Origin of the sequence: Rheinheimera mangrovi, assembly GCF_003990335.1 — a bacterium.
Lineage (GTDB): Bacteria > Pseudomonadota > Gammaproteobacteria > Enterobacterales > Alteromonadaceae > Pararheinheimera > Pararheinheimera mangrovi.
Genome location: NZ_CP034683.1, coordinates 3507046 through 3529254 on the forward strand (window position 1 = coordinate 3507046; position 22209 = coordinate 3529254).

Annotated in this window: 22 protein-coding genes; 16 read left to right on the plus strand and 6 right to left on the minus strand. The window is 49.1% G+C overall.

Annotated elements, in window-relative coordinates:
- The first annotated feature begins 1 nt into the window (after window position 1).
- On the plus strand, window positions 2–997 hold the full coding sequence (gene araD1, locus EK374_RS15905) for an AraD1 family protein (protein ID WP_127025538.1): 996 nt from the start codon (window positions 2–4) through the stop codon (window positions 995–997).
- 45 nt (window positions 998–1042) lie between these two features.
- Here araD1 and EK374_RS15910 read toward each other — a convergent pair whose 3' ends face one another.
- Window positions 1043–1774, minus strand: coding sequence for a FadR/GntR family transcriptional regulator (locus tag EK374_RS15910; protein WP_127025539.1), 732 nt, complete (start codon window positions 1772–1774; stop codon window positions 1043–1045).
- 423 nt (window positions 1775–2197) lie between these two features.
- Here EK374_RS15910 and EK374_RS15915 point away from each other — a divergent pair, with 423 nt between their 5' ends.
- From EK374_RS15915 to EK374_RS15975, 13 genes are read left to right on the plus strand one after another with little or no spacing between them, the layout of a single operon-like run.
- Entirely contained in the window at window positions 2198–3556 is a 1359-nt protein-coding gene (locus tag EK374_RS15915; RefSeq protein ID WP_127025540.1) for a CmpA/NrtA family ABC transporter substrate-binding protein, read from the plus strand.
- Between the two features lie 12 nt (window positions 3557–3568).
- On the plus strand, window positions 3569–4555 hold the full coding sequence (locus EK374_RS15920) for an ABC transporter permease (RefSeq protein ID WP_127025541.1): 987 nt from the start codon (window positions 3569–3571) through the stop codon (window positions 4553–4555).
- 8 nt (window positions 4556–4563) lie between these two features.
- The gene (locus tag EK374_RS15925) at window positions 4564–5409 is read left to right on the plus strand and encodes an ABC transporter ATP-binding protein (RefSeq protein WP_127025542.1); all 846 of its coding nucleotides are present in this window, start codon (window positions 4564–4566) and stop codon (window positions 5407–5409) included.
- 30 nt (window positions 5410–5439) lie between these two features.
- Window positions 5440–6675: an NAD(P)/FAD-dependent oxidoreductase gene (locus tag EK374_RS15930; RefSeq protein WP_127025543.1), complete on the plus strand. Its 1236-nt coding sequence runs from the start codon at window positions 5440–5442 to the stop codon at window positions 6673–6675.
- A 15-nt stretch (window positions 6676–6690) separates the two neighbouring features.
- Window positions 6691–7695: a GTP 3',8-cyclase MoaA gene (gene moaA, locus EK374_RS15935; protein WP_127025544.1), complete on the plus strand. Its 1005-nt coding sequence runs from the start codon at window positions 6691–6693 to the stop codon at window positions 7693–7695.
- A 9-nt stretch (window positions 7696–7704) separates the two neighbouring features.
- A complete protein-coding gene (mobA, locus tag EK374_RS15940) occupies window positions 7705–8307 on the plus strand; it encodes a molybdenum cofactor guanylyltransferase (RefSeq protein WP_127025545.1) in 603 nt (200 codons plus the stop codon).
- Window positions 8280–8828 (plus strand): molybdenum cofactor biosynthesis protein B, encoded by a 549-nt coding sequence (moaB, locus tag EK374_RS15945; protein ID WP_127025546.1) that lies wholly within the window; start codon window positions 8280–8282, stop codon window positions 8826–8828. Before mobA ends, moaB begins: the two co-directional genes overlap by 28 nt.
- Entirely contained in the window at window positions 8828–9331 is a 504-nt protein-coding gene (moaC, locus tag EK374_RS15950) for a cyclic pyranopterin monophosphate synthase MoaC (RefSeq protein ID WP_127025547.1), read from the plus strand. Before moaB ends, moaC begins: the two co-directional genes overlap by 1 nt.
- On the plus strand, window positions 9324–9572 hold the full coding sequence (moaD, locus tag EK374_RS15955) for a molybdopterin converting factor subunit 1 (RefSeq protein ID WP_127025548.1): 249 nt from the start codon (window positions 9324–9326) through the stop codon (window positions 9570–9572). The genes moaC and moaD overlap by 8 nt, the downstream gene beginning before the upstream one ends.
- A complete protein-coding gene (locus EK374_RS15960) occupies window positions 9573–10124 on the plus strand; it encodes a molybdenum cofactor biosynthesis protein MoaE (protein WP_127025549.1) in 552 nt (183 codons plus the stop codon). It abuts the gene before it with no gap.
- Window positions 10111–10893 carry a molybdate ABC transporter substrate-binding protein gene (modA, locus tag EK374_RS15965; protein WP_127025550.1) on the plus strand — a complete coding sequence of 261 codons (783 nt, stop codon included), beginning with the start codon at window positions 10111–10113 and terminating at the stop codon, window positions 10891–10893. Before EK374_RS15960 ends, modA begins: the two co-directional genes overlap by 14 nt.
- The gene (modB, locus tag EK374_RS15970) at window positions 10893–11576 is read left to right on the plus strand and encodes a molybdate ABC transporter permease subunit (RefSeq protein ID WP_127025551.1); all 684 of its coding nucleotides are present in this window, start codon (window positions 10893–10895) and stop codon (window positions 11574–11576) included. Before modA ends, modB begins: the two co-directional genes overlap by 1 nt.
- Window positions 11573–12247, plus strand: a complete 675-nt coding sequence (locus EK374_RS15975) for an ATP-binding cassette domain-containing protein (RefSeq protein ID WP_127025552.1) — start codon at window positions 11573–11575, stop codon at window positions 12245–12247. Before modB ends, EK374_RS15975 begins: the two co-directional genes overlap by 4 nt.
- Here the strand turns inward: EK374_RS15975 and moeA are convergent.
- The 3 genes from moeA to EK374_RS15990 all read right to left on the minus strand — a co-directional run bounded on the left by moeA (window position 12244) and on the right by EK374_RS15990 (window position 17148).
- A complete protein-coding gene (gene moeA, locus EK374_RS15980) occupies window positions 12244–13500 on the minus strand; it encodes a molybdopterin molybdotransferase MoeA (protein ID WP_127025553.1) in 1257 nt (418 codons plus the stop codon). The two genes, EK374_RS15975 and moeA, sit on opposite strands and share 4 nt — an antisense overlap.
- On the minus strand, window positions 13497–16184 hold the full coding sequence (locus EK374_RS15985; protein WP_127025554.1) for a nitrate reductase: 2688 nt from the start codon (window positions 16182–16184) through the stop codon (window positions 13497–13499). The genes moeA and EK374_RS15985 overlap by 4 nt, the downstream gene beginning before the upstream one ends.
- A gap of 223 nt (window positions 16185–16407) precedes the next feature.
- Window positions 16408–17148 carry a HesA/MoeB/ThiF family protein gene (locus EK374_RS15990; RefSeq protein ID WP_127025555.1) on the minus strand — a complete coding sequence of 247 codons (741 nt, stop codon included), beginning with the start codon at window positions 17146–17148 and terminating at the stop codon, window positions 16408–16410.
- Between the two features lie 172 nt (window positions 17149–17320).
- On the opposite strand from EK374_RS15990, the gene EK374_RS15995 reads away from it, so the two are divergent.
- Window positions 17321–18574, plus strand: coding sequence for an HD-GYP domain-containing protein (locus EK374_RS15995; protein WP_127025556.1), 1254 nt, complete (start codon window positions 17321–17323; stop codon window positions 18572–18574).
- A 316-nt stretch (window positions 18575–18890) separates the two neighbouring features.
- Window positions 18891–19985 carry a GGDEF domain-containing protein gene (locus EK374_RS16000; RefSeq protein ID WP_164731895.1) on the plus strand — a complete coding sequence of 365 codons (1095 nt, stop codon included), beginning with the start codon at window positions 18891–18893 and terminating at the stop codon, window positions 19983–19985.
- A gap of 28 nt (window positions 19986–20013) precedes the next feature.
- On the opposite strand, the gene EK374_RS16005 is transcribed toward EK374_RS16000, so the two are convergent.
- Together EK374_RS16005 and EK374_RS16010 are read right to left on the minus strand one after the other, a co-directional pair.
- Window positions 20014–21180 carry a serine hydrolase domain-containing protein gene (locus tag EK374_RS16005; protein ID WP_127025558.1) on the minus strand — a complete coding sequence of 389 codons (1167 nt, stop codon included), beginning with the start codon at window positions 21178–21180 and terminating at the stop codon, window positions 20014–20016.
- Window positions 21181–21183: 3 nt separating this feature from the next.
- The gene (locus tag EK374_RS16010; protein ID WP_127025559.1) at window positions 21184–22203 is read right to left on the minus strand and encodes an oxidoreductase; all 1020 of its coding nucleotides are present in this window, start codon (window positions 22201–22203) and stop codon (window positions 21184–21186) included.
- Window positions 22204–22209 lie beyond the last annotated feature (6 nt).

The window sequence follows — 22209 nt, forward strand, 5'->3', positions numbered from 1 at the left end:
GATGCGTTTAATTCAATTTGTGACACCAGAGCAGCAACGCGCTGTGGCTCTGGTGTTATCCAGCACAGAGGTTCAGCTTTTAAGTGGTGTCCAGACTGTCTATCAGTTGGCGAATCAGGCTTTGTCTGCAAATAAACCATTGCAGCAGCTGGTCACAGAGCTGGTTAGTGACCAGAAACTGGATTATCAGGCCATAGTAGCCGAAGGACGTTTATTGGCGCCTTTTGATCATCCGGATCAAGCCCATTTGCTAGTGACAGGCACAGGGCTGACTCACTTGGGCAGCGCCGATACCCGCGCTACTATGCATGCTCAAACCAGCGGCAAAGCAGTGGCTGAGCTGACAGATACGATGAAAATGTTTAAGTTGGGTCTGGATGGCGGTAAACCTGCTGCAGGGGAAACAGGTGTGCAGCCTGAATGGTTTTATAAAGGGGATGGCAGCATAGTGGTATCCCCCGGTGCACAGTTGCTCTCTCCTTCTTTTGCTTTAGATGGTGGCGAAGAGCCTGAAATTGTTGGGGTTTATATCAATGATGCTGAAGGTCAGCCCTGGCGTATTGGTTTTGCTTTAGGCAATGAATTTTCCGATCACAAAACTGAACGGCTGAATTATTTATACCTGGCGCATTCCAAATTGCGGCCTTGTGCAGTAGGGCCTGAACTCTTGCTAGGTGAGTTGCCAGCTCATATTGAAGGCACCTCACGTATTTACCGCGACGGTAAATTACTGTGGCAAAAAGCTTTTGTCAGCGGTGAAGACAATATGTCGCACAGCATCAGTAATCTGGAGCATCACCACTTTAAATACGATTTATTTTGCCGCCCTGGTGATGCCCATCTGCATTATTTTGGCACTGCCACTTTAAGTGTTGGTGATGGCATAGAAACTCAGCCTGGTGATCTGTTTGAAATTGAAGCTCCGCTCTTTGGCTTACCGCTGCGGAATACTTTGGCTGTCGACAATAAGACACCGGTGAAGGTAAAAACGCTGTAGCAGTGAAAAGGGGTCGGTGAACTTTGTTACCTGACCCCTTGTTGTTTAATCCGGCTGCTTGGCCAGATTTTTTAAAGCATACTCTAAATTTTCTTTTGATTTAGCCAGTAACTGGAACATCTCAATTTTGGCTTTGGCGGCATCGCCTGATGCTATGGCCTGATACACAGCTTTGTGACCCGGTAATGAATCGACATACTCTTCTGCAATAGCACTGCTTAAACGGAATAAGCCCATCAGAGCAGTTTGTATTGTCATACCCAACGAAATCATAAATTCATTATTGGTGGCGTCCAAAACCGCCATGTGAAAGTCTAAATCGCTGGAGAACACTGCATCAGTGCCAATTTCAGCTTTTTCCATCGCATCGTAGGCTGCGCCTAAAGTGGCGGATTGTTCTTCACTGCGGTTTCTAGCTGCCAGCTCTGCTGCTGCTGGTTCAAAAATTTCGCGAATTTCAAATAGAGAAATAAAGAACTGTGGCGATGGCTTGGATTCAAAACACCAGCTTAAAATTTCGCTGTCGAACATATTCCAGTGTTTACGCGGCCGAATTCGGGTACCCAATTTAGGCCGCGATTCCAGCAAACCTTTGGAGGTCAGAATTTTAAAAGCTTCACGCAGCGCAGTGCGAGACACGCCTAACTCTTCACCTATAGTGGTTTCATTCGGAATATATTCACCTGGTGAATAAATGCCACTGACAATACGGGTCCCCAATTCTTCCGCAACCCAGCCATGAATACTTTGAGGCCGGCTTTTTAACTGATTTGCCATGCAGATCCCCTAAACATCGACCTGCAATTCAGGCCAAAAACAAATTCTTACTACAATAGGATTTATGTTAACCGATTTGCTGCTAAAAAACCTAACAGCAGTCTGATTTCATTAGTTTTTCATTCTAAAAGCAAAAAAATCATAGGCATTAGGTTAGCAAATAGCAATAGCCGCCTTTGCTGTTCCGCCTTGGTGCGTTTTTGCACAATCACAGCGCAAGCTTTCGATGTTTCAGCGCTACAGCATCAGCAAAAATAAAACTAACCAAATGAAAAATATAAAGATTTAAAAGATGGCATAAGAACTGCTTTATTTTGTTATCGCATTGGCTGCGGTTAAATAATCATCTTTTGGCAAAGACGCCATCTGCTTGTCTCCGGTTTTCGGGGTCAGACAGATGGCGTTTTTTTTTGAGGAAAATCTATGAGACGTATAGCTCTTACTCTGTTGCTCGGCGCCTGTTGCCTGAGTCAGGCAGAAGCTGCAGTTGCAGAAAAAACTGACCTGCGTTTAGGATTCGTCAAACTGACCGACATGGCACCTTTGGCTGTAGCGCTGGAGCAAGGCTTTTTTGAAGATGAAGGCTTGTTTGTCAGTGTAGAAGCTCAGGCCAACTGGAAAGTGTTACAGGATAGAGTGACAGACGGCCAACTCGATGCAGCTCATATGCTGGCAGGACAAGTGGTAGCAGCTTCTGCCGGTTTAGGCAGTCAGGCCAGACTACAAACCAGCCTGGTGTTGGATTTACATGGCAATGCCTGCACCGTCTCTAAAGCTATATGGCAGCAAGTACCTGCAGCGCAAAAATCGGCTGCAGGTCAGGCGCAATCGGCTTCAGTGCTACAAACCACCTTAAAAGCTTATGCTGAACAAGGCAAAACCATGCAGTTTGGTACCGTATTTCCTTACTCCAGCCATAACTATGAACTGCGCTACTGGCTGGCCGCTGGTGGTATTCACCCTGGTTTTTATGCACCAGAGCAAGGCGATAACTCAGGCCAGTTGCAAGCGCAGTTACTGATTTCAGTGACTCCGCCACCTCAAATGCCAGCCACTATGGAAGCTGGTACTTTGCAGGGCTTTTGTGTAGGTGAACCCTGGAATCAACAGGCAGTGCAAAAAGGTTTAGGTGTGGTGCTGGTGACCAATGAGCAACTGCACGGCGCTATGGCAGAAAAAGTGCTGGGCGTGACAGCAGAGTGGGCCAAAGCCAATCCGAACACCCATATCAAACTGATTAAAGCATTATTGCGTGCGGGTTACTGGCTGGATCAAAACAACAATGCCAACAGAGCTGCAGCGGCAAAAATGATCGCTCAGCCGCATTATGTCGGCGCAGACGTAGGCATTTTAAGCCGCAGCATGACAGGTACTTTTGAATTTGAACAAGGTAAAGCCAGTCAGCAACAGGATTTTAATGTGTTTTTCCGTTATCACGCCACCTACCCCTTTTATGCCGATGCAATTTGGTACCTGACGCAAATGCGCCGCTGGGGCCAAATTGCTAATGCTCAGGACGATGCCTGGTATTTGCAACAAGCTCAGCAGGTGTTTCAGCCAGAACCCTATCAACAGGCTGCTGCTGAATTGATTGCCGAAGGCAAATTAAAAGCGACTGATTTTATCGACTTTAAAACCGCTGCTTTAACCAGACCAGGCAAAGCGTCCGGCTTTATCGATGGCAAAAACTTTGACCCAACTCAGCCTAACGCCTATTTGCAGCAGTTTGCGATAGGACAACAAAGCGCAACTACGCCAAACGTGGCCGCAGCCAAAAACTAACAGGAGCTTGAGATGAAAATTCTGCACCACCCGGGCTTTAACCAGTGGCAAAGCCAGTTCAGTTCTTTGCTGTTCTGGCGTAAACAGCTGAAACAAAGTCTGTTGACCTTGAGTGGCCTGCTGGTGTTTGTTTTGTGCTGGCAACTGGCGTCCAGCCAAATCCAAACCTCGTTGGGCCAATTTCCGGGGCCAGCCCAGGCAGCGGCCCAGTGGTCGCAGTTGATGGATGAATATCAGGCTGAGCAGCAAAGAGAAGATGCGTTTTATCAACGCCAGCAAGAGCGCAATGCCGCTCTATTGGCTGCCGATCCACAAGCTGAATTACCCAGCTTGCCGTACCGCGCCAGACCGACCTTTTTTTCACAAATTCTGACCAGCCTGCAAACGGTATTAACCGGCTTTGTGCTGGCCAGCTTGATTGCTATACCGCTCGGCATTTTGATTGGCCTAAGCAGCAACCTGTATCAGGTCTTTAACCCGCTCATTCAGCTGTTTAAACCTATTTCACCTTTGGCCTGGTTACCGCTGGTGACCTTAATTGTCAGCTCGGTGGATTTAAGCTCAGCCTGGGGCAGTCGCTCTTTTGTAGTGTCGGTGTGCACAGTGATGCTGTGTTCGCTCTGGCCCACTTTATTAAACACTGCAGTAGGCGTCAGCCAGGTGCCACAGGACTTACTCAATGTCAGTAAAGTGCTGCGCTTAAGCTGGTGGCGGCACCTGCGCATCATAGTGCTTCCCTCTGCTGTGCCGATGATTTTTACCGGTTTACGTTTGTCTTTGGGTATTGCCTGGATGGTGCTTATCGCCGCCGAAATGCTGGCGCAAAACCCCGGGCTTGGCAAATTTGTCTGGGATGAATTTCAGAATGGTTCGTCCGACTCGTTGAGCCGGATTTGTGTCGCAGTGCTGGTGATTGGCCTGCTGGGTTTTGCGCTGGACAGGCTGATGCTGATGCTACAGCGCAAAGTGAACTGGGATAAAACAGCGGTCAGCCGCTAGGAGCTTGTATGCAAAAAACTCATTTAGAACTGACTCAGGTAGGCATCAGTTTCCCGACCGAAAAAGGCCCTTTTGTAGCACTGCAAAACGTCAATTTACATATTAAAAAAGGCGAGTTTGTCAGCCTGATTGGTCACTCCGGCTGTGGTAAATCCACAGTGCTGAATATTGTCGCCGGTCTACATCAGGCAAGTGCTGGGGGGGTGATTTTAAATCAGAAAGAAGTCACAGAGCCAGGTCCTGAGCGGGCTGTGGTATTTCAAAACCATTCATTATTACCTTGGCTGACTGTGTATCAAAACGTCGAGCTGGCGGTAAAACAGCAGTCCAAGGGCAAAAAAACCAAAGCAGAAATTCGAGATTGGGTGGAACACAATCTGGCCTTAGTGCATATGAGCCATGCGCTGGATAAAAGGCCTAATGAAATATCAGGCGGTATGAAACAACGGGTCGGCATAGCTCGGGCTTTGGCGATGCAACCTGAAGTTCTGTTGATGGATGAACCCTTTGGCGCTTTGGATGCGTTAACCCGCGCTCACTTGCAGGATTCGTTAATGGATATTCAGGCGCAGCTAAATACCACTGTGATGATGATCACCCACGACGTGGATGAAGCCGTGCTGTTGTCCGACCGCATTGTGATGATGACCAATGGCCCGGCCGCCACTATAGGCGAAATTTTAACAGTCGATTTGCCTCGCCCGCGCCACAGACTGCAACTGGCCGATGATCCGACTTATAACCACTACCGCCATCAGGTGCTGAGCTTTTTGTATGAAAAGCAGCGCAAAGTGGAAGATTTGGGTAGTAAAAGAGCAGAAAAACAGCAGCAAAAAACTCAGGCCAGCGCCTGAGCTTCAGTATAAGGCGACAAGGAGCAAGCAATGAAAGCAGCAGATTTAGTCATTATTGGTAACGGTATGGCCTGTCATAAATTGCTGGCTGAATTGGTGCAACAGCCAGGCCGGCCTGCCCGTATTCTGGTGTTTGGTGCTGAAACCAAAGCAGCCTACAACAGAGTCTTGCTGTCCTCACTACTGGCTGGCGAGCTTGCTGACGAAGCAGCAGAATTGTGCTCTGCCGACTGGTATCAGCAGCACGGCATAGAACTGGTGCTGAATGACGCCATAGTACATCTGGATAAAGACAAAAAACAGCTGATTAGCCGCAGTGGCTTAGTAGTGCACTATCAGCAACTGGTCATGGCTGTGGGCGCGCAAGCAACCAAACCGGCTTATGCTCACACTGGTATGGCCGGGCTTTGCAGCTTCAGAAACTGGCAGGATTTAGCACAGTTGCGTGAAGTGGCAGCCAAAGGCGGCAAAGCCATAGTGCTGGGCGGTGGTTTTTTAGGTCTGGAGGCGGCTGAAGGTTTACGCAAACAAGGCATGCAAGTCACTTTGTTGCAACGCAGCTCTTATCTGCTAAATCGCCAGCTCGACCCAACAGCAGCGCTTTTATTGCAGCAACGGTTGGAGCTCAGAGGCCTGCAGCTGTTCACCAACACCACAGTAGCAAAGCTGCTGCAACAGGATGACAAATTCAGTGGCTTAGTACTGACTGATGGCACAGAACTAAAAGCTGATGTGCTGGTGCTGGCACTTGGTATCAGTCCTGATATTCAATTGGCGCAACAGGCCGGATTAAAAACCGATGCAGGTATTTGTGTCGACGCCCAGTTACGTAGCTCAGACCCCGCAGTGTTTGCCTTAGGTGAATGTTGCCAGTTGGGTGAACAGACCTTTGGCCTGGTGGCCCCTATTACCGCTCAGGCGATGGTGTTAGCCGCGGTATTAGCAGGCCAACACGCCAGCTATCAGCCGTCCGACAGCAGCACCCAGCTTAAAATCAGCGGTATTCAATTAAGCTCCTGCGGTGATATTCCGGCTTTAGTATCAAAGCCCACTCTGCAGCAGCTTTGTTATCAGGATCAGCAGCATCACGACTACCGCAGACTCTGGCTGGATGCAGAGCAGCGACTTGTTGGCGCTGTCTGTTTAGGGGATACCAGCTTATCTGGCTTTTATGCCGGACTGATTAATCAAGGCACTGTGATCCATTGCAGTACAGAGCTGTTGTTTGGCCCAGCAGTATTTGGTTCAGCGCAAATTGCGGCTTAAATGCTAAGGACTGATATGCAGCACCAGTTAGCCGTTTCATCACAGAGCACCAGCGCTTTAACCGATAGCTTTGGCCGTAGCTTTGGTTACCTGCGTTTATCTGTGACAGAGCAATGTAATTTTCGCTGCCTGTATTGCCTGCCGGATGGCAGCCACTGCGAAATGAAAACCGAATTAAGCCTGCAGGAAATTAAACAGCTGGTGACTGTATTTGCTGAACTTGGCACCAGCAAAGTACGGATCACAGGCGGAGAACCCAGTTTACGTAAAGACTTAACCGCCATTATCAACACAGTCAAAGCTATTCCCGGCATTCAGACTGTGGCTTTAAGTACCAATGGTTACCGGCTAGAAAAAGAAGTGCGCAACTGGCGCCAAGCAGGTTTGGATCAACTGACGGTTAGTGTCGACAGTCTGGACAGAGCCACTTTTGAGCTGGTGACAGGTCAGGATAAATTGCCACAAATTATGGCAGGGCTGGAGCTGGCAGACAGCCTGGGGTTTGACAGTATTAAACTCAATACTGTGCTGTTAAAACAACACAATGCAGCGGCCTTGAGTGACTTTCAGACTTTAGTGCAGCAGAAAAACTGGACCTTACGTTTTATCGAACTGATGCAAACCCAAAGCGGTGTGGCGTTTTTTCGTCAACAGCATTTATCGGCCCAGAAGCTTGAACAACAACTGCAACAACAAGGCTGGACCGCCTTAACAAAAACCGCTACTTCAGGCCCGGCCCGCGAATACCAGCACCCGGATTATCCCGGCCGTTTAGGTTTTATTACCCCCTACCAGCAAGATTTTTGTGACAGTTGCAACAGGTTGCGGGTGTCCAGCACAGGTCAGTTATTTTTGTGTTTATTTGCCGAACAACACCAAAACCTGCGGCCTTTACTGAGCGAGCCTGCTGCTCAACTCAAAAGCTGGTTACAGCTGCAAGTTCAGCAGAAAAAAGCCAGCCACTTTTTACACCAACAGAACCCGGGCGCAACCCGGGACTTCGCCATGATAGGTGGCTAAGGAGGAAAAATGCTTGAAAACTTTAGCGCAATTTTACTCTGTGGTGGCAAGTCCAGCCGAATGGGCCAGGACAAAGCCTTAATGCGTTATGAAGCTTCACCTTATCGTTGGCAAGGTATGGCACCGACCTTGCTGGAACACCAGCAACTGCTGCTAATTCAGGCCGGTGCCAGCGAAATTTTACTCAGTGGTAACAGAGCAGGCGCCATTGCCGATCATTGGCCTGACAAAGGCCCGCTGGCCGGTATTCATGCCTGTTTAATTCTGGGTAAACACCAGCTGAATCTGGTGATCCCTGTCGATATGCCCGGCCTGAGTCCGGCTTTGCTGGAAACTTTAGTGCAGCGGCATCAGGGCGATATCAGCGCTTTTACCGAGAGCACTATGCCTTGTGTGCTGCGCCGTTCAGAAGCCATGCTCGACTACCTGGAGCTGCAATTGCAGCAAGGGGGTTCAGAGTGTTCACTCTGGCAATTGCAACAACAATGGCAAGTTTATCAAACGCCCTGCCCGTCGCCGGAGCAGCTGTTTAACCTCAATACCATCACAGAATGGCGCCAGCACCAAAGCGCCAGGGAGAATCTATGGCCTTTCAGTTCAGTAGCTTATTAACGCCTTTATCCATCGCAGTGCTGACGGTGTCCGACACCAGAACGCCGGATAACGACAGTTCTGGGGATTGCCTGGTCGAGCGTTTAACCCAGGCAGGCCATCAGCTGGCGGAGCGGCGTATTGTCAAAGACGATCTGTATCAGATTCGGGCTTTGGTCTCGCAATGGCTTATCTCGCCTGCTATTCAGGTAATTTTACTGACAGGTGGCACAGGTTTTACCGAGCGCGACTCAACACCAGAAGCGATTAAACCTTTGCTGGATAAAGAAATTATTGGTTTTGGTGAGTCGTTTCGTCAGTTGAGTTGGCAGCAGGTCGGCAGCTCTACTATTCAGTCGCGCGCTTTGGCCGGTTTAGCCAATAAAACCCTGATTGTTTGCTTACCTGGGTCACCCAACGCCTGTGCCACAGGTTGGGATTTGATTTTATTGGATCAGCTGGATTCACGGCACAAGCCCTGTAATTTAGTACCACATTTAAAAGCCTCCGCTGTGACTTTATGCCAGCCAAGGAGCGCCTGATGCAACAGCTCACTCATCTGGATCAAAGCGGTCAGGCTTTTATGATCGATGTCAGCCCAAAAGCAGTGACCACCAGGCAAGCTACAGCCACAGCCTTGCTGCACACCACCAGCCAGGTGATCCAACTGATAGAACAGCAACTGGTAAAAAAAGGCGATGTGCTGGCAACAGCCCGTCTTGCCGGCATTATGGCAGCCAAACAAACCAGTCAGTTGATCCCTTTGTGTCACCCTCTGCCACTGAGCCAGGTGCAGGTGCATTTTCAATTGGATCAGGCCAAAGGCCAAATTCGTATTCAGTGCTGCTGCAAAGTCACAGCCAATACGGGTGTTGAAATGGAAGCCATGACAGGGGTTTGTATTGCGGCTTTAACTTTGTACGACATGGTTAAAGCTGTAGACCCAGCCCTGCAAATCAGTGCTGTGCAACTGCTGGAAAAACAAGGTGGTAAATCCGGGCTCTGGCTGTCACCCCATATACAGAAGGAAACAGCAGATGCTTAAAGTGGTGTTTTTTGCCAGTTTGCGTGAAGAGCTGGCGACCCGTGAATTGCAGCTAGTGTTGCATCAGCCTTTAACAGTGGCAGAGCTAAAACAACAACTGGCCTTAACCAGCCCTTTGTGGTTGCGCCAGCTGTGCGAGCGGCAAATATTGCAGGCGGTCAATCAGCAACTTGTTGGGCCGGACCATCCACTGCAGCAAGGTGATGAAGTGGCGTTTTTTCCTATGGTGACAGGAGGCTGAATGTCTTTCAGTTGCAAGATTGAAGTTCGGGTACAAACAGAAGACTTTGCCGTTGCAGCTGTTTATCAGCAGTTACTTAGCCATAGTCCGGACTGTGGCGCTATTTGTCTGTTTGTCGGTAAAGTACGGCAGTTTCAACTGGACGATGCAGGCCAAAACCCGCAACACACCAGCGCTTTATTGCTGGAACATTATCCGGGCATGACAGAGCGGGTGTTACTGCAACTGGCTGAACAAGCCGCCAGCCGCTGGCCTTTGCAGCATATTCAGCTGTTCCACAGAACAGGGCTGCTGGGGCCAAATGAACAAATCGTGCTGGTGGCCGTTAGCTCACCACACAGAGCTGATAGTTTTGCCGCCACGGAGTTTTTAATGGATCAGCTTAAAAGCCAGGCACCCTTTTGGAAAAAACAGCACCATTTATACCCACAACAGCACCAGCTACAAAGCCAGTGGTTGCAATCAAAAGACAGCGATCTGGTCGCGGCCCGGCGTTGGTACAACCCGGAACAGTTACCACTGCTGTTAAAGGCCACAGATGCGCGGCCTTAAGCAAGTTTTTGCTGCGTTGATCTTCAGTTGCAGTACCAATGCTGCACAGCTGATAGCGGCGGCTTCGGATTTGCGCTTAGTACTGCCATTGCTATTGCAGCAGTATCAGGCTGAAACCGGCGTTAATATCGAGCCGGTCTTTGCCTCCTCCGGCAAGCTCAGTCAACAAATTCAGCATGGCGCGCCTTTTTCGTTATTTTTGGCGGCCGACTCTTTGTACACCAACAACTTGCTGCAACAATGCAGCCTAATGCAGCACTGCCAGACAGGCATCTATGGTCAGGGCCAGTTAGTGATTTGGTATCACCATCGTTTTGAAACTGCAGAACAAGCGCTGGCGCAAAGCCAACATATAGCCATAGCTGATCCAAACCACGCGCCTTATGGCAAAGCCGCTTTGGCCTATTTGCAGCAGCATGCACTTTGGTCACAACTACAGCCTAAAATTCGCCGCAGCGACAATGCTGCTTTGGTGTTGCATATGCTAAGTACAGGTCAGGCCGAAGTAGGTTTCATCGGTCACGCATTATTGCCAGAGACAAGGCTACAGCAGTTATTACCACAAGCCCAACAGCAGCAGTTGCAGTTGTTACAAAAGCTGGGCCGAACCGACGTGGTAGCCAGGCATTTATATCCGGCTATCCGTCATAGCTGGTTTTACCGGCCCGATGCCAACCAACCAGAAATCAAAACATTTTTAGACTGGATGCTGGCTGCAAAACAACAGCAGTTTTGGTCTGCAGCGGGTTTTAAAATGGTGCAGCACTAATGCTGTATCCAGCCGAATGGCAAGCCTTATGGCTGACAATCAAACTGGCGCTACTGAGCAGCCTGCTATTACTGCTACTGACCGCACCGCTGGCCTGGTGGCTGAGCAGGGGCCAAAGTTCAGGCCGTAATGCAATCAATGCCCTACTGACCTTGCCTTTGGTCTTACCCCCTACCGTCTTAGGTTTTTATTTAGTCTTGTTACTGAGTCCGGACTCCTGGTTTAGCCAGTTATTACGCCTGATGGGGGTTGAAGCTTTGGCCTTTCGTTTTGAGGGGTTAGTCCTTGCCTCTATGTTGTATTCTTTGCCTTTTGTGGTGCAACCGCTGCAACAGGGCTTTGGCCAAATCGCTCAGGATTTACTACAGCAAAGCCAGGCCTTAGGTGCCAACCGCTGGCAGTTAGTGGCTCAGCTCATTTGGCCTTTAAGCCGCCCTGCTCTTGTCAGCGCTTTTATTTTAAGCTTTGCCCATACCCTCGGCGAATTCGGCATAGTGCTGATGATAGGCGGCAATATTCCGGGCCAAACCCAGCTGCTGTCGATGCTGATTTATGATCAGGTCGAAAGCCTGAATTATGCCCGCGCCCATCTGTTATCCGGCTTGTTATTGCTGTTTTCTTTTTCTGTATTGTTTTGGCTGTATCAGCAACAGCGAGGGCTGCAACAGAGGAGCCAGCAATGAGTCTGAAACTAAAGCTGAACTGGTCAGCCACCAACTTTTCTCTGCTCCTAGAAGTAGAGCTTACCAATCACAGGATTGGCATCTATGGTCAATCCGGCAGTGGTAAAACCTCGATGCTTAAAGCCATAGCCGGATTATTCCCTGCAGCCGCAGCGTTTTGCAGTGTTGATGACGAGTTGTGGCAACAAGGCTCATTTCAGCAGCCGTTATCAAAACGTAAAGCGCTCTATCTGGCACCTGAAGCTGTATTAATGCCACATAAAACTGCACTGCAACAGTTACAACTGGCCAGCCGTTGGAGCCAATCCACTGCAGATATCACGCAAATTATTCAGGACTTTGAATTAGAGTCACTTCTGGCCTTGTATCCGTCACAGCTGTCTTCAGGGCAGCAGCAAAAACTGGCCTTGGCTCAGGCGCTTATCGCCAAACCCCGCCTGCTGTTGCTGGATGAAGCGCTGGCCCATCTGGATCATCAACAAAAAGCAGCAGTGCTGCAAAAGCTGAAACACTATCAGCAACAACAAGGTTTTATGCTGCTTTGGGTCAGTCACCAGATGGAAGATTTATGCCTGCACTGCGATGAAATTATCTGGTTAAAACAAGGCAAGTTGCAGCTGCAACAGCAGCTGTCATCACCAGACCCCAGCCGGATCTTTTATGCTATTTAGCGCAAACAAAAGGCCAAAGGCTGTAACAATACTTGCTCCCCGGCTTTGACGCCTGAACCTGCAGCGGGCAACACCACCAGGGTATCAGCACGCGCCAGTTCAATTAAAGCCGCAGAACTTTGACTGGCGGCAGGCACTACGGAGCCTGAGTCTTGTTCAGTGCAAAAATGCGCACGCTGAAACTCCAGCCGCCCGGTTTTTTTAGCAAAATCTGCCGCTGCGGTGGTATAAACATGGGTTTCGGGCACAGCCACTACACCAGCAGCTTGTTCTAACACTGGCAACACCAGTTGCTGAAACGTAATAGCAGCAGACACCGGATTACCTGGTAAACCAAAAAACCAGCAATGGCCTAATTTGCCAAAGGCAAAAGGTTTACCCGGCTTGATGGCCACCTGCCAGAACTGCACCTGTCCTAGTTCGGTGAGTACCTGACGGGTAAAATCAGCCTGGCCGACCGACACGCCACCAGAACAAATCAATGCATCAGCGTCGTTACTTACCTGTAAAAAAGTGTGTCGCAATAGATCCGGATTGTCCGGTACAACCCCCAGATCCAAGGCTTCGCAATCCAGCCGCTGTAACGCTGCGTGCAATAAATAGCGGTTGGCATCGTAACAATGGCCGGGTTTTAACGGCAAACCAGGTTCAGTTAACTCATTACCACTGGAACAATAGGCCACTTTCAGCCGGGTATAGACTTGGGCTCCAGCCAGACCTGAAGCAGCTAACACTGCCAAATCCAAAGCGCCCATTCTGTGACCCGCGGCAAATAACAAGGCACCAGCGGCTAAATCTTCGCCAACCCAGCGGATATGATCGCCCTTTTTGTAACGCTGCAGTGGATCGGGCTGGAGTTTGCCTTGAACAACCACACAATATTCCTGCATCAGCACTGTATCAGCACCAGCCGGAATAGCGGCGCCCGTCATCACCGCCATGGCCTGTCCTGCTTGCAACGGGTTTTGCGCTTGCTGGCCAGCCAATACAATGCCAACCAGCTCTAAAGCTCTACCAGCCTGAAGATCCTCATAACGCAGCGCATAACCATCCATAGCTGATTGAGTAAAAGCCGGCATAGCTACAGGACTATAGACTGCTTCAGCCAGCACTCTGTCAAGCAGTTGTGGTAGTGGGCAATACTGCTGTGGTGTCATTGGCTGTACTTCAGACAGCATCAACTCAAGCGCCTCTGCCAAACTTAAACTCTGTTGCTGCAAACAGGCGCTGCTGTTCATAACGCTGTGGCTCATAATGTTTCTCCATGCAGGCTAAGCTCTGCGGCAATCAGGGCTTTTAATTCAGGAATACAGGAACCGCAATTGGTGCCACATTTCAGCTGCTGCCCCAGTTGCTGATAGCTATGGCAACCTTGCCGAATAGCCGCACAAATTGAGGCTTCACGCACCTGAAAACAGCTGCAAATTACTGAACTTTGCGCCTCGCCAGAACTGCTGCGGCCTGTCAGTAGCTGACGTCTTTCGTTCAGACTGAGTTCTTTATTAAATTGCTGGTCCAGATACTCCACAGCTAGATTCAGCGGTGCCGGGCTGATAAACACACAACAACTTAACTGCTCCGCTTCAAAAGCTGCAGCTCTGTAATGACCAAGGGCTAAGGCCTGACTACTCAACTCTGGCTGAATAGCTAAAGAGCACAACCACTGCTGCAGTTTTGTTGGGTCCAGCCCGCCACCTGCTGTAGTGGCCAGCTCAAGTTCTGCCAGTTCCAGCTGATAAAGCACAGTCCGACTGTGTTTTTGTTTGCTGGCATAACCCCTGCTGCGACATAAAAGCCAGAGCCGCTCATCCAGTTCTGGTTTTAGCATCAGCCAAACCTGCCAATACAGAGCAAGCGGCTGAATTTGTACCTGAGCTTGTTTTAATGCGGGCTGTCCTGACACCGGGTCGACTAAAGCAGGCACCAGCACATCACAACGGCCCTGACTGCTAAATTGCTCTGTCCAATGAATAGGCACAAAACATTCGCCGTTGCGCTGAGCTTCCGTCAGCCGGACCCGGGCATCCATCTGGCCTAATGAATTCGATAAACGAGCCAGACCACCATCGCTGAGGCCCAGCAGCTGCGCATCCTGTGGATGCAGCTCCAGAAAAGGCTCGGCTCTGTGCTGTAGCAAAGAAGCAGCGCGGCCAGTTCGGGTCATGCTGTGCCACTGATCCCGGATACGACCTGTGTTCAGCAGCAGATGATCAGTTGCCAGCTCAGCAGGCTGTTGTTGCGATACCGCAATAAAACCTGCTTTGCCAGAGGCGGTATAAAACTGGCCATCCGCGCCTAAACGAGAGGCCCCGAGCGGATATTTGCTATTGACCGGCCATTGCACAGGCGCTAAATCCTGATACTGCTGTACTGTTAGCTGCGTTAAACCGGATAAATCAAAAGCCCGCTGGCCATGGTTTTTGTAAGCTGACAAAGCGGCATGTTCGGCAAAAATAGCGGCAGGCCCGCTGAAGTTAAAGTGATCAGCAAAGCCCATAGCCTGAGCCACATCACAGATAATCTGCCAGTCATGCCGGGCTAACCCAGGTGCTGGTAACAAGGCGCGCTGCCTGGAAATACGCCGCTCTGAATTGGTGACAGTACCGTCTTTTTCACTCCAGCCTGTGGCAGGCAATACTATATCAGCGCAGTCTATGGTGTCGGTGTGAGTTACAATGTCGGATACGATCACCAATGGACAGGCTGCTAAAGCGGCTTTCACCCTGTCGGCTTCCGGCATGCTGACCACTGGATTAGTCGCCATAATCCAGATGGCTTTTATATCGCCGCGCTCTACGGCGGCGAATAAATCCACCGCTTTGTAACCTGGCTGACGGCAGATGTTCGGCGCTTGCCAGAACTCTTGCACCAGTTCGATATCAGCGTTTTGGCTGTAATCCATATGGGCCGCCAGTTGATTAGCAAGCCCCCCCACTTCGCGCCCGCCCATGGCATTGGGCTGACCAGTTAAAGAAAAAGGCCCACTACCTGCTTTGCCAATGCGGCCAGTGGCCAGATGGCAGTTGATAATAGCGTTGACTTTATCTGTGCCGTTTTGCGCCTGATTTACCCCTTGCGAAAACAAAGTTAAGGTCAGAGGCTCATCGACAAAAGCACGGTACAAAGCTGCCACTTGCTCTGCTGGTAAGTCGCAGCCCAAAGCCACTTGCTCTATAGTGCCGGCTTGTTGCTGTGCAGTCGCCAGTGCTTCGGCAAAACCTTGGGTATAGGCGAGGATAAAGTCGTGATCCAGCTGGTTTTCTTTGGCAAGAAAGCTCAACAAGCCATTAAATAACAACAGGTCAGTGCCGGGTTTCAGCGCAAGATGCAAGTCAACCCCCTCGCAGCTGGCCGAGCGACGTGGGTCTATCACGATAATTTTCCGGCTGGGGTCTTGCTGTTTGCTGGCCTGAATGCGCTGAAACAACACCGGATGATTCCAGGCCATATTGGCCCCAACCAGAATATAACAACGCGCCAGCTCAATATCGGCATAACAGCCCGGTACTATATCGGCGCCAAAAGCGCGTTTATGACCAGCCACAGTAGAAGCCATGCAGAGTCTGGAATTGGTATCGACATGAGGGCTGCCAATAAAACCTTTCATCAGCTTGTTGGCGACATAATAATCTTCGGTCAGCAACTGGCCTGACAAATACATAGCCACAGAGCCTGGGCCATACTGCGCAATAATTGCGCTAAGCCGGCTGGCTACAGTGTCTATAGCTTCAGGCCAACTGACCGTTTGACCAGCCACTTTCGGCGCCAGCAAACGCCCCTGTTCACCTAAGGTCTGGGCCAAAGCTGAGCCTTTGACACATAAACGGCCATAGTTGGCCGGATGGCTGGCGTCACCTGACACTCTCAGTTCACTTAGCTGATCGGCGACTATGCCACAACCCACGCCGCAGTATGGGCACGTGCTTTGCAGTTGCATGCCTTTTCCTCTTCCAATAAAAAAACGCCCGTCCCTGCATCCAAAAAAAGAAACAGTAAGACGAGCGCCTTTGCTCATATAGTTGAGTAAAGCTTAAGCAAAGCCGATGCCAACCTCAGTCTGTGGAGTTTTGGCTGGTTGCAGCCTGATCAACTGGATGGTCACAACAAAAAGGGCATGATTCTGGTGCAGACTGACCTAAAAAAGTGCAGTTGTGCGCGATTTATAGCGCAACAGAACACACAGGACAAATCGGATTTTTAGCAATTTTCAATTGTTGCCATTGACTAAACAAGGCATCAAAACACCAGAGTTTGCCTGCCAGTTCAGAACCTAAACCAGCTAAAATCTTTACCGTCTCCAGCGCAGCTAAACTGCCAATCACTCCGACCAAAGGCGATAACACCCCTTGATCCAGACAACTGAATTCCTGCTCGGCCAAAGCACTGCTGTAACAACAATAACAAGGACCAGTAGCAGATACAGGAAAATAACTGATTTGACCTTCCAGCCGCACTGCAGCAGCAGTAAGCAGAGGTTTCTGTTGCTGATAACAGGCCGCCTGTAATTGCTGGCGGGTGACAAGGTTGTCGGTGCAATCCAAAACTAAATCAAACTCAGCCAGCCTGTGATTCAGGCTATCAGCCGTGGCTTGCTCATGCCAGCTTTGCAGCATGCAATGGGGGTTAATCAGTTGCAGCTTTTCCGCTGCCACTGCGGCTTTAGCCAACCCCAGATCGGCATCCTGATACAACAACTGACGGGATAAGTTACTTAAGCTAATCTGGTCAAAATCCACCAGTGTTAAGTGGCCAAGGCCAGAGCTGACAAGATAAGGCGCTACAGCAGAACCGACACCTCCCAGACCGACCAGCAGGACTTTTTTTTCCGCCAGTTGCAACTGACGCTCTTCATCCCACTGCGATAACAGAAAATGCCTGCTATACCTTAATTGCTCTGTCATAGGTAACGCCTTAAAACTCGGGCTCTGAACTTCCATAAAATGTGAGCATTTATTGTGCCAGCACATGAAAGTGATAAAAACAGTAAACCCATATTGCCTTTGATGCTGTTCTCTATTATAAAGCCGCCGGTAGAGTGTCCGGATTAACTACTCAGCAGAGGTTGTAGTACAAGTGCCAGTGAAAATAGCGCCAAAAGATATTAAGCTGGGCTACGCCATCAAGTTGCCTGTAGGCTGGATGAAACATCCTTTTCTGACCAATAAACTGGTGGTGGAATCAGCTCAGCAATTGCGGATTATTTTGTCATTAGAACTGGATTATGTGTATTTTTATCCGGAGCGCAGCTCTGTTGTAGTTGAACCGGTAACAGACAACACCGAATGTTCTGTCAGTCAGGATTTAGAAGATGTGCAACTACGCACTGAAATGCAACTGGATAAAGAGCAACGCATAGAACAAGCCAAAGCCCACAGACGAGAGCTGCAAAAAACTGAAAAAGCTTTTGCTCAGTCAATGGCGCAAGTCCGCAACCTGATGACCAAAGTTCAGGGGCGCCCACTGAATGCCATTGAAGATGCTACCCAGTTGATCAGCAACCTGGCCGATACCATTTTGAGTGAAGATGCATTGGTACTGCACCTGATTTCTCAGGCCGGCAAAGAGCAGGAGTCGATGTACTTCCATGTCCTAAACGTGTCTATTCTGGCGATGATGCTGGCAAAAAACTTAAAATGCAGCACTGATGAAGTGAAATGGGTAGGTTTAGGTGCGATGTTTCACGACATCGGAAAACTGAAAATACCCAGCCAGATTTTGCGAAAAACCACGCCTTTAACCACACCCGAGCTGAATTTTTTAAAACTGCATCCCAAACTGGGACTGGAGTTGCTTGGCCTAACCCAACAATTTCCGGTTGAAGCCAAGGCCATAGTAGAACAGCATCATGAATACCTGGATGGCAGTGGTTATCCGGCAGGTATAAAAGCAGATGAAATTAACAAGCTGGCCCGCATTGTCGCTGTCGTAAATGAGTTTGATAACCTCTGTCATCCGGCTGATATGACTCAGGCCCGCTCACCCCATCATGCCTTGTCTGTCATGTTTAAAACAATGAAAGGCAAACTTGGCGATCTGGAAATGAAGGTCATGATTAAGATGATGGGGGTTTATCCGCCTGGCACTGTAGTGATGTTGTCAGATAAACGGGTCGGTATCGTCATGGCGGTCAATTCTGAATCCATGCTCTACCCTAACGTACTGATTTATGATGCCGATGTGCCACGGCTTGAAGCTGCCATCGTGCCCTTGGAAGCCAATAAACTTTCAATTGAAAAAGTGATCAAACCCAAAGCCTTACCGCCTGAGGTTTTTGCCTATTTAAATCCACGAGCTCAAGTCAGTTACTTTGTGCAACAAAAAAACTGAGTCGGGTCAACTACTTCGGACTATTGACTAAAGTTGTGGCTTTTTTTTGCTACGAGAATGCCCTGTTTAGCTTTATAATGTCCGACCAGTTGTAAAGCTCTGTTTTGCTCCTGTATACAAATCAATGATCAGCTGTCAGGATGTAGTACGCTGAATTTTTACACTGCTGTTTTGCAGACGACTTAAAGCGCTCAATAAAGTGGTTTTATTGCCCGCCGGACAGAACTAAAAATTTATGAATAATCATCTTGGATCAGAGTTACTGATCTGTTTCATTTGGTTGTTGGCCCTGATCGCAGGTATTGCATGGGGTCTTATGACCCGGCCACTACGTATAGCCCCCAAAGCCAGTATCCGCTTTTTTTTCGCAAATATATCCTTAAGCGCGGGTGTCTATTTATTAACCTTACGAACAACCAACGCCAGTTTACTGAACTGGTTTCTGGCTGATATCGCCATACTGTCCAGTTTTATGCTGATTGGCTGGGGTATTCAACAGCTATTTAAACTGCACTCGAGTGTTAAACGCGATTGTCTGCTGTTAGGACTCACCAGTCTGCTGATGCTGGCAGGCCAGTTACAACAACTGCATCCGATTTTTTTGGGCGTGGTATTTTCAGTCACTGCCACTGTATTTTTATACTCAGCCAGCCAACATAATTTTCAGGCCATACAAAAGGATTTTGGTTTTGTTGCGGCTTGCCTGATGTCTGCCCCTTTGTTTATTGTGACCGCTATTTTTTTCGCCCGTACTTTAATTTTGCTCTGGCCAGAAACGAATACAGACAATTTTGTAGCAACAAATAAAGCGGAAGCTATGCCGTTGTTGTGGTCTTATATCCTGCTGACTCTGGCCATTAATATAGTGATGATTGGTGGGGCTTTAGCGCGCTTAGTGGCTAAAATCCGCCAGTTTGCCGAACGGGATCAACTAACAGGCTTATGGAACAGAAGAGCTGTACTTAAAAAGCTGCAGGAAGCGCATGAGCTGTGGCAAAAGCAGCAGCAAAGTTACAGCCTGATTTTGCTGGATTTAGACCACTTTAAACTGATCAATGACAGTTTAGGCCATGATGCCGGAGATGCAGCCCTGCGCCGCTGTGCGACCACTTTATCTGCGGTAGTACGCACTCAGGATTTGGTCAGCCGCTATGGTGGCGAAGAGTTTTTATTATTGTTTCCGGGAGTTGCAGCGACAGAGCTTCCTCTGATCGCCGAAAAAATAAGAATGACTCTGGCTGGCTGCCAGCTGATTTGGCAAAACCAGCCGATAGAACTCAGCGCCAGTTTGGGTTATATCACTGTATATCCCGGAGCCAAAGCTGAGCATTTGCTAACGCTGGCAGATAACGCTATGTACAAAGCAAAAGCTGAAGGACGCAACAAAGCCTGTGCTGCAGTAGCAGACTAACAATACGGTTTCTGTTGCGCTCAACAGATCAACTGGCTCTGATACTGCTCAGCAGATGTTGAATGATACGATCGGCCTGAGATTTATACAGAGGCCATTGCAGGTAATTGCCTTGAGTCAGCACCAACACCATATCCAGAGTCGGAAATACAGCAATATACTGACCACCATCCCCTTCAGCTGTGTAATAAGAAACTCCATCCTGCTGTCGTAGCCAGAAATAATAACCGTAATCACCAGCTGGGCTGCTGGCCTGACGACTGGTCATTTGTTGCACCCAGCCAGATGGCAGCAGCTGTTTACCTTGCCACTGCCCTTGCTGCAAATACAAAATGCCTAATTTGAGCATATCGCGTGGGGTCAGCCATAAACGAGCCGAGCCTTCAGGTACACCGTCCGGCTGAGTATCCCAGCGGTAGTGGCTAAATCCTAATTGATCAAATAGCTGCTGTTTAGCCCATGGCTGCAACGGCTGCTTTAGCTGTTGCTGCAACAGATGTAATACCAGGTTGGGTAAAGCACTGTTATAAACCCAGCTTTTGCCAGGCCCGTTATTAGGTTGTTGCAGCAGGTAATCGACAAAGTTTTGCTGTTGCCACAGTTGGATTAAATCATCGCCTGTCCATTCATCCCAGACAAAACCGGCCTGCATCGACAATAACTGATGCAGGCTAATACTGGCTTTTAGCGGATCAGCTTTGATCACAGGATGCTGTGGTAACAGCTCGGCCAGCGTACTGTCGATAGTCAAACCTGTCTGCTTTAAAGCAATGCCAGTTAAAGTGGCAGTTACAGCTTTGGTCACTGAAGCAACATAATGGGGTTGCTCAATAGACCAGACAAAATCCTGCTGACCTTTGACCAATTTTATTCCCAGTTCAAAGTTGATAAAGTCGTTATTGCCTTTTTGATAGAGCTCGACCACCAAAGCACCGGATTTATACAACAGAAGGCTATGCACCTGCTGGTAACCAGGCTTGGTTTTGTTCTGAATTTGCAGCAGCAGTTGCTGCAATACCTGTTCATTCAGCCCTTGCTCTGCTGGCCTTTGCTGCGGAAGAAAAGTATCGGACGCCGCAGTTTGATAAGCGGGGATCTGAGTCTGTGGTGCCTGCTGGCTTTGCGCCAAAGCAGGAAACAAAGCACAAAACAACAGAGCGCCAGAGATCAGCTGTTTACTTGCAGCAGAAAGCATAGTTCAGAACTCCACAGTGCGACCACGTTGCTGACTTTGCAGTGCCAACTCTATCAGCCGAATACCCTGCAACGCTTCGGTTGCCGATACAGGGCTGGCTTTCCCTTGTTGTAAAGTGGCCACCAGTTGCTGATAAAACAACTGATAGTTACCGGCCAGGGTTGGATAAGTTCTTTGTCCATCGGCGTTAGCCACTACGCCATACATGGCTGCAGGCTCCAATCCCCAGTGTGCACCCACAGGCTTTTGACCAGCTCTTAATGCATCTTCCTGTGGATCCAAGCCTGTTTTATGGTAAGAACCTAAATCACCCTGCAAAATAAAACGAGTGGTTGGCAGCGCACAAAAAGGGCTGGAATGCAGCACCACTTCTTTATCAGCGTAATGCAGCAGCAAATGAAAATAATCCACAGTGTCACTGCCCTGACGTAAAGCCCGGCAGCGTGCAGTTAGTGCTTCTGGTGCACCAAATAATGCGATAGCCTGGTCAATCAGATGTGGCCCTAAGTCATACAAAATACCGGTGCCAGCTCCTTGCTGTTCACGCCAGCGCTGCCTTGGTACAGGCCGGAAACGGTCAAAGTGCGATTCAAAATAGCGGATAGGTCCAAGTTCATCAGACTCAAGCAACTGTTGAAGCGTCAGAAAGTCACCGTCAAACCGTCTGTTATGGTAAACAAAAAGCTGGCGTTGTTGTTGCTCAGCCAGCTCAAACAGCTGCCGCCCCTCCGCCTCCGTCAACACAAAAGGTTTTTCCACCAGCACATGTTTTCCGGCCAGTAAAGCTTGTTTTGCCAACGGGTAATGACTGTCATTAGGTGACGTGATCACCACAAGATCTGCATCGGACAAACGAATAAGCTCATCACCATTTTGATAGTGAGTAAGCTGCGGGTACTCCAATCGGAGTTCAGGCTGACTGCTGCTGATCGCCACCAGCTCAAGCTCTGGTTGTAGCAAAATAAAAGGTAAATGAAAGGTTTTGGCAGACAAGCCATAGCCAATAACGGCGGTTTTGATCATGGATGC

Coding starts and splice junctions, on each gene's coding strand:
- araD1 (WP_127025538.1), top strand. CDS start 2: ATGCGTTTAATTCAATTTGTGACACCAGAGCAGCAACGCGCTGTGGCT.
- EK374_RS15910 (WP_127025539.1), bottom strand. CDS start 1,774: ATGGCAAATCAGTTAAAAAGCCGGCCTCAAAGTATTCATGGCTGGGTT.
- EK374_RS15915 (WP_127025540.1), top strand. CDS start 2,198: ATGAGACGTATAGCTCTTACTCTGTTGCTCGGCGCCTGTTGCCTGAGT.
- EK374_RS15920 (WP_127025541.1), top strand. CDS start 3,569: ATGAAAATTCTGCACCACCCGGGCTTTAACCAGTGGCAAAGCCAGTTC.
- EK374_RS15925 (WP_127025542.1), top strand. CDS start 4,564: ATGCAAAAAACTCATTTAGAACTGACTCAGGTAGGCATCAGTTTCCCG.
- EK374_RS15930 (WP_127025543.1), top strand. CDS start 5,440: ATGAAAGCAGCAGATTTAGTCATTATTGGTAACGGTATGGCCTGTCAT.
- moaA (WP_127025544.1), top strand. CDS start 6,691: ATGCAGCACCAGTTAGCCGTTTCATCACAGAGCACCAGCGCTTTAACC.
- mobA (WP_127025545.1), top strand. CDS start 7,705: ATGCTTGAAAACTTTAGCGCAATTTTACTCTGTGGTGGCAAGTCCAGC.
- moaB (WP_127025546.1), top strand. CDS start 8,280: ATGGCCTTTCAGTTCAGTAGCTTATTAACGCCTTTATCCATCGCAGTG.
- moaC (WP_127025547.1), top strand. CDS start 8,828: ATGCAACAGCTCACTCATCTGGATCAAAGCGGTCAGGCTTTTATGATC.
- moaD (WP_127025548.1), top strand. CDS start 9,324: ATGCTTAAAGTGGTGTTTTTTGCCAGTTTGCGTGAAGAGCTGGCGACC.
- EK374_RS15960 (WP_127025549.1), top strand. CDS start 9,573: ATGTCTTTCAGTTGCAAGATTGAAGTTCGGGTACAAACAGAAGACTTT.
- modA (WP_127025550.1), top strand. CDS start 10,111: ATGCGCGGCCTTAAGCAAGTTTTTGCTGCGTTGATCTTCAGTTGCAGT.
- modB (WP_127025551.1), top strand. CDS start 10,893: ATGCTGTATCCAGCCGAATGGCAAGCCTTATGGCTGACAATCAAACTG.
- EK374_RS15975 (WP_127025552.1), top strand. CDS start 11,573: ATGAGTCTGAAACTAAAGCTGAACTGGTCAGCCACCAACTTTTCTCTG.
- moeA (WP_127025553.1), bottom strand. CDS start 13,500: ATGAGCCACAGCGTTATGAACAGCAGCGCCTGTTTGCAGCAACAGAGT.
- EK374_RS15985 (WP_127025554.1), bottom strand. CDS start 16,184: ATGCAACTGCAAAGCACGTGCCCATACTGCGGCGTGGGTTGTGGCATA.
- EK374_RS15990 (WP_127025555.1), bottom strand. CDS start 17,148: ATGACAGAGCAATTAAGGTATAGCAGGCATTTTCTGTTATCGCAGTGG.
- EK374_RS16000 (WP_164731895.1), top strand. CDS start 18,891: ATGACCCGGCCACTACGTATAGCCCCCAAAGCCAGTATCCGCTTTTTT.
- EK374_RS16005 (WP_127025558.1), bottom strand. CDS start 21,180: ATGCTTTCTGCTGCAAGTAAACAGCTGATCTCTGGCGCTCTGTTGTTT.
- EK374_RS16010 (WP_127025559.1), bottom strand. CDS start 22,203: ATGATCAAAACCGCCGTTATTGGCTATGGCTTGTCTGCCAAAACCTTT.